The organism is Flavobacterium coralii (assembly GCF_019891545.1).
Classification (GTDB): domain Bacteria; phylum Bacteroidota; class Bacteroidia; order Flavobacteriales; family Flavobacteriaceae; genus Flavobacterium; species Flavobacterium coralii.
In genome coordinates this window covers 437,850-453,013 of the sequence record NZ_JAHDIU010000001.1, presented here as the reverse complement: position 1 = coordinate 453,013, position 15,164 = coordinate 437,850, and the positions used below count along the sequence as shown (strand labels likewise).

Sequence of the window (15,164 nt, the reverse complement as noted above, 5' to 3'; positions counted from 1 at the left end):
GACTTACAGTTTAATGAAAGCCTTACTTTTAAGAGAAATAAAATCTTTTTTCGGATCGCCCATCGGTTACCTGGTCATAGCGGTATTCCTGCTGCTCAACGGGCTTTTCCTTTGGGTTTTTGATGGTGACTTTAATATCCTGAACAGCGGCTTTGCCGATCTTACGCCCTTCTTTACGCTGGTACCGTGGATACTTATATTTTTAATACCGGCAGTAACCATGCGCAGTTTTTCTGATGAAAAAAAGCAGGGTACCATAGAATTGCTTTTTACAAAACCGCTAACCGTTTGGGAAATTGCCACCGGTAAGTTTTTTGGGGCATTTGTGCTGATACTACTGGCGCTTTTGCCAACAATAGTTTATGTATTTGTAATATCTGACCTTGGGCTGCCGCAGGGTAATATTGATATGGGCAGCACACTGGGCTCATATTTCGGATTGCTGTTCCTGATAGCGGGTTATACTGCAATTGGCATCTTTAGTTCTTCATTATCTGACAACCAGATTGTGTCTTTTATAGCAGCAGTTTTCCTTTGTTTCCTTTTTTACTTTGGTTTTGAGGGGCTTTCCGGCTATGCAGGTGGCGCAGCAGGAAGTATAATATCTTCTATCGGAATGGACAGCCATTTTAAAAGCATGAGCCGTGGTGTTATAGACACCCGAGATGTAATTTACTTTATAAGTATAGCAGTGCTGTTCCTGTCTTTAACTGTTTACAAACTTAAATCGCTTAAATGGTAATGGAAACAGGAAAGAAAAAAAGTTTGAGGCAACTCGCCGTTACAGTTATTGTTTTGCTTGTACTTAATTTTGCGGGCAGCTTTGTATTTAAGCGTTTCGACCTTACACATGATAATCGCTATACACTATCGGAAACCACACTTTCACTTGTAGAAAATGTAGATGAGCCTTTATATGTAGATATATTTTTAGAGGGAGAATTTCCGGGTGAGTTTAAAAAACTACAGGATGAAACCCGCCAGTTACTTGAAGAATTTCATGCGTATAATTCTAACATAAAGTTTAGATTTTTTAATCCTCTGGGTGATTCAGTCGCAGATGAAGAAAAATTTTTACTTATCTACAATCTATTTAAACTTGATAATACAATTCGTTCCGAAGAAGAAGAAAGAGAGATAAAAAAAAGTATTTATGGAATAGCTGATTTGGATAAGGCTATATTTGAATCCTTCAAGGGGAATGGCCTGATGCCAATTAGTGTGACGATGGATTACAGGGGCAAACAAACACAGGAAATGGTGTATCCTTGGGCAATAGCTACTTATGGTGATAAGAGCACAAAAATTCCGTTACTGAAAAACCAGATAGGAGCCTCTACTGCCGAAAAGGTGGAGAGTTCTGTACAGCACCTTGAGTATGCGCTTGCCGACGGCCTGAATAAAATTACAAAGGAGAAAGAGAAGAAAATCGCAGTTATAAAAGGAAACGGTGAGATGCACGACCTGCTCATGGCCGATTTTTTAAAGCAGGTACGCGAAAGCTATTTTATAGCCGCATTTCCACTTGATTCTGTTGCGGCAAACCCGCAAAAAATACTGGCACAGCTAAAAGAATTTGACCTTGCCATTATAGCCAAGCCTACACAAAAATTCAGCGAAGAAGAAAAGGAAGTGCTCGACCAGTTTATAATTAACGGCGGTAAAACCCTTTGGATGGTAGATGCCGTACAGATTGATATGGACAGCCTGTATAACGAAACAGGTACTACCCTCGCCTACCCGCGCGACCTTAACCTGGCCGATATGTTCTTTAAGTATGGTTTCAGGCTACAGCCTGATATTATAAAAGACGAAGTATCTACACCTATAAAACTTGCAGTAGGCGCACAGGGCAGCGGCACGCAGTACCAGGAATATCCGTGGCGTTTTTCACCTTTTGTATATCCTGACACTACTTACAATAAAGATGCAGGCCATCCGATAGTTAAAAACATGGGCGGTGTTAAGTTTGAATTTACCAATCCTATCGATACGCTTAAAAATGGCATTAAAAAAACAGTGCTGCTTAATACCTCGCAATACTCCAAACCAATAGGCACGCCTGTAGAGGTTAACCTTGATATGGTTGCTGAAGAAACAAAGCCACAGGATTATGAAAATCATGGTTTTATTCCTGTATCGGTATTGTTGGAAGGTAAATTCCAGTCAATGTACGAAAATCGGATACTGCCTTTTAAAGATGATACTTATAAAACTACAGGTGCAGATAATAAAATGATTATAATATCTGACGGTGATGTGATAAAGAACCAACTTGGGCAAAATTACCAGCCGCTGGAGTTGGGTTATGATAAGTGGACAAATAACATGTATGATAATAAAGAGTTCCTGATGAACTGCGTTAATTATCTTTTAGATGATAACGGACTTATTAACATACGTGGTAAGGAAGTAAGCCTGCCTATGCTTGACAAGGAAAGAGTTTATACCGGCTATACTATGGCACAGTTTATAACCGTCGGATTACCAATAGTGATACTGATTGTTTTCGGGGCGGTATTTACTTATCTGCGCAGGCGCAAATACACTGCTTAGTGTTAATAAAAAAGTTTCAGTATTAAACAGGATTACGATATATTTGTGAAATGTAAAATTTTCACGATTTTACACCTAATTATAAAATAAAGCGATGAAATTTATAGTATCCAGCTCTTATTTGCTTAAACAGTTGCAGGTATTAGGCAGCGTTATCAACAGCAGCAATACCCTGCCTATTTTGGATAATTTCCTTTTTGAATTGGATAACAGCAGGCTAACCGTTTCGGCTTCAGACCTTGAAACGACAATGTCGGCAACATTAGAAATAGATTCTGACAGCCAGGGCAGCGTAGCGGTACCCGCAAAACTGTTGCTGGAAACACTTAAAACCTTCCCGGAGCAACCGCTTACCTTTACGGTTGAAGATAACAACACTATAGAAATAAGCTCTAACTCGGGTAAATATGCACTTGCCTATGCAGCCGGAGAAGAGTTCCCCAAAGCCGTAGTGCTTGAAGACCCTTCTTCTACCCTTGTGCCTGCAGAGGTGCTTGCAACGGCAGTAAGCAAAACCATATTTGCAGCCGGTAATGATGACCTTCGCCCGGTAATGTCAGGCGTGTTTTTCCAGTTTTCGCCGGAAGGCTTAACGTTTGTGGCTACAGATGCCCATAAGCTGGTTAAGTATGCCCGTACTGATGTTAAGGCATCTCAGGTGGCAGACTTTATCATGCCGAAAAAACCGCTTAATATCCTTAAAGGTATCCTTGCAACATCTGATGCAGAGGTTAAAATTGAATATAACGACAGCAACGCTACTTTTTCTTTTGATAACTATGTGCTTACCTGCCGACTAATAGACGGTAAATACCCTAACTATGAGGCGGTTATACCAAAGGAAAATCCTAACAAGCTGCTTATTAACCGCGTTCAGTTTTTGAGTTCTGTGCGCCGTGTGGCTATCTTCTCTAACAAGACCACACACCAGATAAGGCTTAAAATAGCGGGAACCGAGCTTAATATTTCTGCTGAAGATATTGATTATTCAAATAAAGCGGAAGAACGCCTTACGTGCGACTATCAGGGTGATGATATGCAGATTGGCTTTAATTCGCGTTTCCTTACAGAAATGCTTAACAACCTGCACAGCGATGAGATAATGCTCGAAATGTCGTTACCAAACCGCGCAGGTATTCTTACCCCTGTTGACGGCCTTGACGAAGGCGAAACCGTTACCATGCTTGTTATGCCTGTAATGCTTAACAGCTAAAAATGCTTTTAATCAACCTTAAATAAAGAAAACCCGGTTACTGTTTATGTACCGGGTTTTTGATTTTATCGCTATTCAGTCTTTCTTTCAGAACCGCCTTTACCGCTTATCCTGATAAGTTTTTTGTTGACAAACTCGTGTATGCCTAAATCGGACAGCTCACGCCCGTAGCCGGAGCGTTTAATGCCGCCAAAAGGCAGTTCGGGGCTGGAGCTTGTTGGCTCATTAATAAATACCATACCTGTTTCTATCTGATGTGCCACGCGTTCTGCCCTTGCAACATCTTTACTGTAAACAGAACCACCTAATCCAAAGTCAGAATCATTAGCCAGCTTTACAGCCTCTTCTTCGCCTTTTACTTTATAAATAGAAATTACAGGTCCAAAAAGCTCTTCATGGTAGGCTGTCATTCCCGGTTTTATATCGGTAAGTATGGTAGGCTCTACAAATGCGCCTGCCCTGTCCATACGCTTACCGCCTAACAGCACTTTTGCGCCTTGCTCTATTGTTTCCTGAATTTGCTTGTTCAGCTTTTTAGCTGCATCTTCACTGCTTAACGGCCCTATTTCAGTATCTTCTTCAGATGGGTCTCCCACACGCATATTCCTCACTTTTTCAGCCAGTTTTTCAGTAAAAGCATCTGCTACTTTTTCATCTACAATCATACGCTTTGCAGCTGTGCAGGACTGCCCCATATTTTTCATACGTCCCGCGAAAGCCATTTTAACGGCATGGTCTAAGTCGGCATCATCCAGGACAATAAAGGGATCATTACCACCAAGCTCCAGTACTGATTTTTTCAGGTTTTTACCTGCTGCTTCGGCAAGACTTGAGCCTGCATCTTCGCTGCCTGTTAATGATAATCCTTTAATACGCTTGTCATCTGCCAAACGGCTTATATTTTTACCTGAAACGAATAAATTAGTGTAAACGCCCTCAGGTGCTCCTGCTTCTTTAAAAATATCTTCTATTGCCTGTGCACATTGCGGTACAATAGATGCATGCTTAATCATGATAACATTGCCTGCTGCAATGTTGGGCGCTGCAAGCCTCGCTACCTGATAAAAAGGATAATTCCAAGGCTCTACGCCTAAAATAATGCCTATGGGAGAATATTTAATATAGGCGCTGCCTTTTTCTACCTCAAGCTGCCTGTCCTGCAAAAAAGACTCAGCATTATCAGCATAATATTTATAAATAGCCGAACTGATGTCTATCTCATCCCTGCTTTCAGAAATGAGCTTGCCCATTTCTTCTGTAATCAGCTTTGCAAGTTTGTCTTTTTTATCCTGAAGTAATTGTGCAACCTTAGCAAGTATGGCGCATCTCTCCTTTACAGGAGTGTCGCGCCAGCTTTTATATGCTGTGTCTGCTGATATAATTTTGGATTCTATCTGCTCTTCAGTAAGTTCATCAAATTCTTTTCCCGGTAAGTTGGTATAAGGGTTTATTGTTTGTATTGCCATGATTCTTTATTGTTAAAAAACCGCAACTTGCCCTACAGGTAAATTGCGGTTACGGTTATAAGTAAAAATTATGAGTTTATGAAGCTTATCAAATCATCATTAAACTTGTTCTTATGGGTATAGTGCAGCCCGTGCGGGGCATCATCATATACTATATAATTGGCCTGCGGGATGTACTTAACGGTTTCATCTGCCGAGGCATCAATAGGCACTGTTTCATCTGCCTTACCGTGAATTATGAGTGTCGGTATCTTCACGTTTTCAAGATCGCCCCTAAAGTCGGTGGTCGACCATGCATTCATAGATTTTATAGTGGCATAGCCCGCTGCCTGAAAGCACATCATCAGGTCGTGGTGCATGTGCTCATCGCTTACCGGGTGACTGAACAGGTGAACGCCGTAGAATTTCTTTCCAAAATCGGCCAGAAACTTAGCGCGGTCGTCTTCAAGCTGTTCGCGCATACCTTCAAACTGGTCCTGCGGTATACCTGTAGGGTTATTGTCAGTCTGCAACAGGAAAGGCGTTACCGCACTTATAAAAGCAACTTTGGTAACCCTGCCTTCTGTATTATATTTAGATACATAGCGTGCAGCCTCGCCACCGCCCATAGAAAATCCAACTAAGGTAACATCAGTAAGTTCAAGCTCTTTCAGTAATAGGTCTAAGTCGGCGGCAAAGGTATCATAGTCATAGCCGTCCCACGGGCGCGACGATTTACCATAACCCCTCCTGTCGTATGCAATTACGCGTATGTTGTGTTTGGGCAGTTCGTTAAACTGGTATTCCCACATATCGCTGTTTAGCGGCCACCCGTGTACGAGCACTACAGGCTTGCCCCTGCCTACATCCTGATAAAATAATTTAACTTCTTCTGAATTGCCGGAAAGGCTTACTGAATTGGTTCTTAAAAAAGGCATAAGTTTAGTTTAATTTAAATGTTAGTAAATAGCCTGATGAAGTTACTAACTATTAAACCGGTAACACCTTAATTAAGAAAGCCTTATCAGTTAATAAAAACTTAAACTTAAATTACCCCTGTTTTTTTCATGAGGAATGTTGCGCTTTTATTGCGGCAAATACCGTTACGGAGTGTATAATCAAAATGCAGTTCTTCTTGTGCAATCTCAACCTCAAAACACCTGTTTACAAGGCTGTCAGGATAATCATCTGCGATGTTGCAGACTTCAATATCATGTGTGGCAATGGCACCAATGGCCTGTTTCTGAACCATTTTTTTGACTACCTCTATTGTGCCTGTGCGTTTATCATCAGAATTAGTGCCGCGCAATATCTCATCAAGCAAAACAAAAGAGCGTTTGCTGTCGAGTTCGTCCATAATAAACTTAAGCCTTTTAATTTCGGCAAAGAAATAAGACTCACTGTCAGACAATGAATCAGAAAGCCTCATGGAAACCAATACAGGCAATGGGTGTACATCAGCCGATACTGCGCATACCGGAGCGCCTGCACCTGCCAAAACCATATTAATACCGAGGCTGCGCAGAAAAGTACTCTTACCCGACATATTAGAGCCTGTGAGTATAGTAAAGCCGGGAGTAAATGTTATATCGTTACCAATTCTTTTTTGCGGATTTAAAAGCGGGTGTGCAAGATTTTTAAAGTTTATGGCATACCCATTATTCAGTTCAGGGAGTGCATAACCGGGATTATTATAGCTGAAATTGGCAAGACTGCTTAAAGCTTCTGTTTCGGCTATGGCATCCAGCCACTGCGTTATTTGTGCAGCATGCTTTTTTTTCCACAACTGCAACGCCCTGAAAATATGGACGTGGTACTGAAACAAGCCGTTAAACAAAATAGCTGCAAAAACATTGGCAACAGTATCTAATTGGCCAAACAGCAATGCCAGCTTTTCTATAAGATTGCCAGCCGACATATTGCCATTGCCCAGCTTGCTTTTAATTTCATTAAGCTTTTCAGACCGGAAATTTTGCTGCTCTATACTGTTAATTATTAGCCGATACTGGTTTACTATCTCATTAATTGCTGTAGTGCCCGCCGCTTCATTTTTTATAGCTTTGGCTTTAGCCATCGTGGCAAGCAGGTTAAAGCTGAAAATGTATGTACAGGCAGAAAGCAACTCTCCATTACCGGTTATTAAATAACCAATAAAACTACCGAGTAATGCCACAGGTCCTGCAACAGATAGTACAGTGCTTAATACATCTATTTTTACTGTTGGTGTTTTGCTCCACGCAACAAGAGTATTATAGGTACTGCTGCTGTCTTTCTTTATCCTGCCAAGTGCCTGTACTTCCTGCCTCCATTCCGGTTTAGCAGCAAGCTCTTTTACGGCTTCCTGTGTTATCAATACTTCTGTTTGAGGCAGCAGGGTAAGCAGCCTTTGTGCGAGCTTGTGGCTGCCCCTGTAGGTTTCGGTACGGTTAAGGTGCTGGTAAAGGGAATTATCTCCAAAAATATCAAGGTCATGCGAGTAGGGATGTTTTGGGTCAGCAAATTCGCTGCCGTTGTAAAAGTTACTGCCCCTGCGTGACAGATGGTTAAGTTCATCTTCATTAATAGCAACAAGCGTAGCAGCGCGCTGCTTTTTAAAAACTATAATGCTATGCAGGCGAATCAGCACTATAAAAATGACAACTAACAACAATGACGGAATTATATAACCTAAAGTACTTTCTTGCCTGATGGCCAGATATATAAATGCCAAAAAGATAACAGCAACTAAAAACCTTGCTGTACTTATAGCATTATACTGCTTTTTATATTTAGTAAGCTCTGCTGAAAACGATTTAACCCGGGATGTATAGAAATCCATGAAATTAGAATATGCACAAAAATATAAAATCCCGCCGCAGCGGGATGATAACTTCTTACATATATTTACGTACCTCGGTAGAATCTACTATATAGCCACGCTCATTTGTTTTCCCTTCCACCATTTCCTGCAGTCCGCCCTTTTTCTCCTGTTCTATGTGGTAGAGCTCCTCATAATCTTTGGTATATAAAGCATCCGGAACTACATGAATATCAAAATAGGTTGTGTGCGAATGTTTATCGGTATTGGCAATTATAGTTGTGTAAACACCAACTTTACCAATGTTTTTATTGCTGTTATACTTTAGTTCTATAAAACCCTCATTACCCGGCGCAATGGCATGGGTGGTAAACTCTGCAATGGTGCAGCCGCATGAAGGTAGCACCTTAAACAGTTTTAAAGGGTTTTCTCCTGTATTGGTTACCTTAATAACTATATTCTGTTCCAACCCCTGAAGTATAGGGTAATAATGCCTCACAGGGTCTTCTATCTCCATTGTGGTAAGCTCAAGGAAAGCATTTTCGCCACTGCCCTGGCAACCGCTCACAACTATTAATGTTATAAAGCAGATAAGGGCCTTACAGTTATGCGCTAACTTACTTATTTTGCTTTTCATGCTGTTTCTTTTATTTTTTGAAATAAATCTCATCTGTTGCAGCCGACCTGTTTTTATATTCCTGCTGTTTCATTACGCCTATTGTCACCTCTGTATCCCCGCTCTTTAATTCTATTGGGATCGTAACAGTAACAATAGTGGGCTTTTTATCTTCCGCTACCGGGAGCGTCGTCTGATATTCACGGTTATTGATTGCCACCACTACCCTTTGCGGCAGGTATATTTTATGCCTCGGGTCATGAAGAAAGTTCATTACTATCGAGGTTGCACCGTTAACCTGAGCGGCATCTGCCTTAACCCTTAATGCATCTTTAGTAAAAAGCATCCAGTTGTTGTAATAATCGGTAAAGCCGATAGCCCCGTCATTCAGCATACGGATGTCGGCATAATCTTCATCCATTTCAGACAATACCTGCACTTTTTTATTATATAGCAGATTTTTGTAATCCTTATCCAGTAATTGCTGCCAGTCTTCAATATATTGGGTTAAGGTGGCACCTGTTTCGTTATAAACTTCAATACCTGTCTCTGCTTTCAGTTGCTTAAGCCTTGCAAGTAATTTTACTGTTTCGGGCTTTATCAGTACTTTATCATTCTGCATATTTGCATAGCCACCGTCTTTTAAACCTGATGTGCGCATCAGCTCCAGTTTCTGAAAAGTAAATGCAAGTAAAAGCGGTTGCAGGGATTTCCTTTCCTCCCCCTGAATAGTATCGTACTGATGTATAATCTTGTCATAAAAAGCATCAAAGCCCGAAGCATATACATATTTTTTGCGTGCCTGTGCCATGCCGCCATAGATATCATGTTGCTTTTTAGATTCGGCAGCAAGCTGTTCTGCTTTACTGTAATAATCGAACAAAAGGCGGCCTGACTGCGGAAAAAGCGAGCTGAAGTAATTACTTGCATGGCGCTTAATATTAGTATCCGTATCCTGGAGCAGTTTTGCATACAGGTAACATTTTACTCCCGAAAATGCACTGTAACGGTCTTCGCTGCCATGCATAAAAACACCTGTTACTCCCCTGCTCTTGTAGAACTGAAGGTTTTTTTGGGCAATACTGACGGTGGGATAAAATTCAAAATAATTATCAAAGTTAACTGCATAGTCCCACAGGTAAATCTTATCGGTAACTTTCTTCCAGCCGGTAATTGCGGCTTCCACTTCATTTTTCTTATCCGATTCTCCTAAAACCACACCTTTAGGAAAATCCATACTGCTTAACATAACACCTGCATTTTTCTCAAGTTTGAAATCAGGTGATTTTTGCGTGGTCATATATGCCGTGCTGAAAAACTGCCTATCAGGGAATTGTTTCGCCAGCTTGTTAAGCAACGAAAAAACGGCAGGGCTTGCATTATTTTTAGTGTTGCCCGCTGCTGTACACCTGTCGCATTGGCATACCAGCATGTTGTCGTTGGGCATTATCATAAACCGCTGTGCACCTGTACCCGCAGGGTTATTTTTTATGTAAGCTGCAAGCGCATCTTTAAGTTCGGGGCTGGTAAAGCAATATTGTTCTTCGTTTATTTCGCCATCAATAACGGCAAACATCTTTTCATTATAAGGTACCGCTTTGCCAATGTTATGCCCCCAAAGCCCCCACTCTTCTTCAAGAGTTTGGGTCATGTTACGGCGTCGGTATTCTTTATTGAAATTGTCCGGGAAATAAGGCTCCCGATATTCAAATGCCGGAACAAAATGTATATCAAGGCCGGCAGGGACTTTTATCTCATCTGTTTTTTTATCCGATGGCTGCACCTCAAAAGCGGGGAGCCCTGCATATTCTGAAAACAAATAACGGTTGGCATAGTACAAAGCCTCTTTGTCTGTACCTGCTATTTCTAAACCTTTTTTTGTATGTGAAATAGAAAATATTGCGGCATCCTCCTTACTTCTTTTTTTATAAGTGCTTATATATATAGCTGCCTGTTTTTTTGCCGCGCCATTTACAATTTTAGGTCGTATGCCTGCAACCTGCTCAAACAGGTCGCAAAGATCTTCTGCCAAAGGATGCAAAGAAGGCTCTGTGACTACCACAACGGGAGACACTTCATCTTTTTTATAGATGGTAAAGTCCTTCGGATTGCCATCACAGCCCCAGCCTGCCAGTATTAATAAGAGTATGGCAATTTTTTTATACATAATAAGCAGGATTTAAAATTTAGTCCTGATAGTTAAAAACAGGTTATACTGATTTACGTAGGCATTATCATTAACGCGGTAATTATACCAGTTGCCGAGAACGCCAAAACTTGTACGATGGCTTAAATGATGAAAATAACCCGCACCCACCATAGTATTAACATAGGTTAAAAAGGTATCTATCTGAAACTCCAGTTTTTCATCTTCGGGTGCCGTACCAATGGATGTCATGGCGGTTACATAATCTTTTTCGTTCTGCATGTAAAACCTTGCCTGTGCAAAAAAGCTGTTATACAGGTCTTCGGTATCACTCATTACCATAACCTTGGCATTAACCCAAAGCCTGTCAAATGTCCGCTCGGCTCCCAACACACCGGTTATAAAGTTCCTGTCATCGGGCAGGCGCGCAAATTTACCGCCAAGCTCTACCATATACACTTTTTTAACCGGGCTGAACAACGATAATGCTCCTTTAAATTTAGGGAAAAACTGGTTGGCAAATCCTAAATTAGCTATAAAATAAGGAGCAGTTTTATAAGACTCCGTTTTAAAGGTATAATACCAGTCTGCTTCTGCCTGAACGCCAACGCCTGTTGGCCTTGCTGCATAGTTTGCACGGGCAATAAAAGTATTGCGCCTTGCAAACCTTAAATATTCCAGCGTGGCTACAGATGTGTGCACAAATATTGAATCGGCAGTAGCTTTAAGGTAGCTTATATTAATCTGATTTTTTAGCAATTGGCTGTCAAGATAAGCAAGGTGGTCTTTATGCTCTTCATATTTGTGTGCAGGCGGTACATATTTAGCCTGAAACTCGCGCGCACGCCTGAAGTCGCCCATAAGCTCATAAATAACACCTTTTTTATAGAGCAGTTCCGGGTTGTCTTTATTTAAATCAAGGCTATCTTCAATAACCTTCATAGCCTCAGGATATTCCTGCCTTGCAATATAAATGTTTGCCAGTTTAATAGCCGCAAGGGTATCATTAGGCTTTACCAACAATACTTCATGATATACAGCCTTAGCCTGAAAAGGTTCTCCGGCATCTTCATAGGCTTTGGCCTGCAGCATCATTTCTTCTACAAGAGAGCCTTTTATATCATGATTGTACGGATAATCAGCTGTAAGTTTTTGAAGGGCGGCAACAGCTTTTTCATGTTCGCCCATTTGCGAATACACCCCTGCCTCTTTTAGCCTCATTTCTTTATTATCAGGAAACTTTACAAGGGCCGCCTGTATCATTTCCATAGCTTCTGCATACTGCCCCATAGATATACGTGCACCAATAGCATAGTTGTATGCCAGCAGGTTATACGGGTCTTCCGCTACAAGTTCATCAGCAATGGTCCTGATGGTTGCATAACCTTCTCTTTCGTTAAGGTACTTTATATATGCTACAGATATATCCTTAAACATATATTTATACTCCGGGTTATCAGGGTATTGCTCCTTATATTGCCTTGCCATTTCATAAGCATTGGCATAATCATTCATGGCGGCAAGCAGGTCTATTTTACGTAAGATATATTGCTGCTCTCCCGGATTTTCCCTTATCTGCTGGTCTATCATATCCATAGCCTGGGCATAATTTTTCTTAGCCAGGTATATAGAGTAGATATAATTCTTTGCTGATTTTCCGTAGTCAGGGTTTTCAGACAAACGAATAAATACGGGTAAAGCTTCATTATAATTTTGCTCGGTAAACTGCACTTTAGCATCTTCAAAAGCAAGCGCGTTATATTTGGCAAGTATATCACTGTCCGAAGGATATAATTCGTACAACCTGCCAAGCGTGCGGCGAATACCATTTTTATTGCCTAATAGTTCATAAACCAGCAGTTGCTTAGAAAGCAGGTTTTTATCGTTGGGATTCGATTTTAAATCCTGTTCTAAGATAGCCAACGCATCTGCGTAATAACCACGGGATATTGCTGTTGAAAGCAGGTAATCATGTGCTTCATCGTTACCCTTATCCCTGTCATAAAGCTGCCCGTAAAGCACGTAAGGATCTGAGTTTTTATGGTAACGTGCGGCTTCTGCGGTAAGGTAAATCAGCAGGTTGCTATAATAAGCCGAAGGGGCTTTTTTCTGCTGCTCCTGTACAAGGGCTATTGCCTCCTGGTAGCGGTGCTGTTCCTGCAATATGCCAATTTTTTTATTGAATATTTCTTTGCTTCCCGGCAGGTGGTATAGGCCCATATCTGCCGTATTAAGTGCTTCGTTTGTATTACCAAGCTTCAGGTAGAGGTTAATGAGGCTAAGGTACATTTCCTCATCATCTTTAGTAACCATTAACGCCGACTGATACTGTTTAACAGCACTGTTAAGGTCGCCATCCTTATTCATTTTAAGGGCATCTTCCTTTAAAACATTGTTAAACATCTGCTTTATTTCAGGGTCGTTGGGGAATATCTGGTATAAACGCCTTATTTCGCGGTTAGCCTCTACCCTGTTATCCATAAGGTTATACAGGTTTATTTTCCTGCGCCAAAGGGTTTTACTATAAGGTGTAATTTCCAGTAGTTCATTTACATAACAAACCGCACTTGCATAACGCTCTGTCTGGGTTTCTATGTTTATCAAATAATGGCGTGCATCTGTCCTGCGAGGGCTGTGCTGCAAAACATCAAGCAATGTTACTCTTGCCTCTTCAAGCCTTCCAAGCTCCATATAACATTTTCCAAGATATTCTTTAATATCCATATCCAGCGGCGCAAGGTCTAATGCTTTTTCGCAATATTCGGCAGCTTTGGCAAAGTTCCCTTTTTCCTTAACCACCTCTTTTGCCATTTTAAAGTACTCGTCAGAGCCCTGTGCATAAGCCATACTGCACATTACCAAAAGTGTAATGCAGCAGATATATTTTACGAAAGTATTGCGCTTATTCATTAGCTGAGTCTTCTGTTTTAATTTTTGGTGTTGCCGTGTTTTCATATCCCTGCCTCGTCATTGTGCCCCACTCCATCTGCCTTGAGGTGTAAAAGTTGAAATATCCTTTTAATGAGAAATAGATTAGCAGCGGGTGGTATAAAAACGGCTCCAGGAATACCATTAGCCATAGCTTAAATGTTTCACGGCCGGTTTTATACTGCCTTTTCACAAAATTGTCGAGTAGTATTACCAATGTACCGAACATTATGGCTAACGAATAAGAATAAAGGAATATATAACCTGCCATTGGCCAGTTGACATCATTTTTAAGCACCAGGTAAATAAAGTAAACAATACCTGTTGCCTCTATTATCGGAGCAAGGAACTCGTATATCATCTGGAAAGGAAACGTAATCATACCCAGCCTTTTGTATCGCGGGTTAAGCAATATCTTACGATGAACGAAAAATATCTGTGCGAGGCCTGTAGCCCATCTAACACGCTGTCGGCCTAAAATCTTTACATTTGGCGGCCCTTCCGTCCAGCAGCAGGAAACCGGTATATATTCTATCCTGTACTTTTGGTGGTTGTTAATCATGTAGGCAGCCATCTTAACCATGATATCCATATCTTCGGCATGCGAGGCACCATCATATCCACCGGCATTTACAGCCACTTCCTTATTAAAAAGGCCAAGCCCGCCTGATACGTTAGGAACACAGTTTAAAAGGCTCCAGCCCATTTTACCAAACAGGTAGGCACGCAGATACTCCAGTTCCTGAAAACGCGGTATAAGCCTTTGCGGAGGCTTAACCCTTTCAATTACACCATCAGATATATCGCAGCTGTTAGACATGCGCAATGTAGCACCTACGGCAATCACCTTTTCTTTAGAGTTAAGAATAGGTTTTATCATCCGCAGCATGGTGTTACGCTCTAATATACAGTCTACATCCGTACATAAAAAGTAGTCATACTGTGCTGCATTTATACCCGCGTTTGAGGCATCGGCCTTGGTACCGCCATTCATTTTATCTACCACGGTAAGTTTAGCATACTTTGGGTTGGTAGATTTAAATATCCTTTTAAATGGCTTGGTTTTAATACGCTCTACATAGGCATAGGGCGTTTCTACAAGGTCAAATTCGCCTACAAGCAGTTCCAGCGTTCTGTCCTTACTACCGTCATTAACAATAATCACCTCATAAAGAGGGTAATTAAGCGTTAGGAGTGACTTAACGTTTACTATAATGGTCTTTTCTTCATTATAGGCCGGTGCCACAACCGAAATACCGGGAGTTAGTGGAGAATCAATAAGAAACTGATCATCAAGCCTTGAATTATAGGTCCTGTACCTCGTTATATTCACAAAGGAAAGTATCCCGAGTGTGAGGTAAACAAGGAACATAGAAGATGCGTAAAAGAATACAAAGTATTCAAAAAAGTTATAGGTTAAACCCATAGAGCAAATGATTTTTGGGGAGGGGGAGGATTTGTTT

At 41.1% G+C, this 15,164-nt stretch carries 10 protein-coding genes; 3 read left to right on the top strand and 7 right to left on the bottom strand.

Annotated features, from left to right (window positions below; genetic code table 11):
• Nucleotides 1–13: 13 nt before the first annotated feature.
• From gldF to dnaN, 3 genes are all read left to right on the top strand, one after another.
• Nucleotides 14–742 carry a gliding motility-associated ABC transporter permease subunit GldF gene (gene gldF, locus KJK34_RS02080; RefSeq protein ID WP_223052184.1) on the top strand — a complete coding sequence of 243 codons (729 nt, stop codon included), beginning with the start codon at nucleotides 14–16 and terminating at the stop codon, nucleotides 740–742.
• A complete protein-coding gene (gldG, locus tag KJK34_RS02075; RefSeq protein WP_223052183.1) occupies nucleotides 742–2,556 on the top strand; it encodes a gliding motility-associated ABC transporter substrate-binding protein GldG in 1,815 nt (604 codons plus the stop codon). The genes gldF and gldG overlap by 1 nt, the downstream gene beginning before the upstream one ends.
• A 94-nt stretch (nucleotides 2,557–2,650) precedes the next feature.
• Nucleotides 2,651–3,769 carry a DNA polymerase III subunit beta gene (dnaN, locus tag KJK34_RS02070; protein WP_223052182.1) on the top strand — a complete coding sequence of 373 codons (1,119 nt, stop codon included), beginning with the start codon at nucleotides 2,651–2,653 and terminating at the stop codon, nucleotides 3,767–3,769.
• A 71-nt stretch (nucleotides 3,770–3,840) separates the two neighbouring features.
• Here the strand turns inward: dnaN and KJK34_RS02065 are convergent, their stop codons facing one another.
• The 7 genes from KJK34_RS02065 to KJK34_RS02035 form a co-directional block, all read right to left on the bottom strand.
• A complete protein-coding gene (locus KJK34_RS02065; protein WP_223052181.1) occupies nucleotides 3,841–5,235 on the bottom strand; it encodes an NAD-dependent succinate-semialdehyde dehydrogenase in 1,395 nt (464 codons plus the stop codon).
• A gap of 68 nt (nucleotides 5,236–5,303) precedes the next feature.
• Nucleotides 5,304–6,152, bottom strand: coding sequence for an alpha/beta fold hydrolase (locus KJK34_RS02060; protein WP_223052180.1), 849 nt, complete (start codon nucleotides 6,150–6,152; stop codon nucleotides 5,304–5,306).
• Nucleotides 6,153–6,259: 107 nt separating this feature from the next.
• Nucleotides 6,260–8,032: a MutS-related protein gene (locus KJK34_RS02055; protein ID WP_223052179.1), complete on the bottom strand. Its 1,773-nt coding sequence runs from the start codon at nucleotides 8,030–8,032 to the stop codon at nucleotides 6,260–6,262.
• A 55-nt stretch (nucleotides 8,033–8,087) separates the two neighbouring features.
• Nucleotides 8,088–8,648 (bottom strand): DUF1573 domain-containing protein, encoded by a 561-nt coding sequence (locus tag KJK34_RS02050; RefSeq protein ID WP_223052178.1) that lies wholly within the window; start codon nucleotides 8,646–8,648, stop codon nucleotides 8,088–8,090.
• A gap of 10 nt (nucleotides 8,649–8,658) precedes the next feature.
• Nucleotides 8,659–10,794 (bottom strand): DUF4838 domain-containing protein, encoded by a 2,136-nt coding sequence (locus tag KJK34_RS02045; RefSeq protein WP_223052177.1) that lies wholly within the window; start codon nucleotides 10,792–10,794, stop codon nucleotides 8,659–8,661.
• A gap of 12 nt (nucleotides 10,795–10,806) precedes the next feature.
• Nucleotides 10,807–13,683 (bottom strand): tetratricopeptide repeat protein, encoded by a 2,877-nt coding sequence (locus KJK34_RS02040; RefSeq protein ID WP_223052176.1) that lies wholly within the window; start codon nucleotides 13,681–13,683, stop codon nucleotides 10,807–10,809.
• On the bottom strand, nucleotides 13,676–15,127 hold the full coding sequence (locus KJK34_RS02035) for a glycosyltransferase family 2 protein (RefSeq protein WP_223052175.1): 1,452 nt from the start codon (nucleotides 15,125–15,127) through the stop codon (nucleotides 13,676–13,678). The genes KJK34_RS02040 and KJK34_RS02035 overlap by 8 nt, the downstream gene beginning before the upstream one ends.
• Between the last annotated feature and the right edge of the window lie 37 nt (nucleotides 15,128–15,164).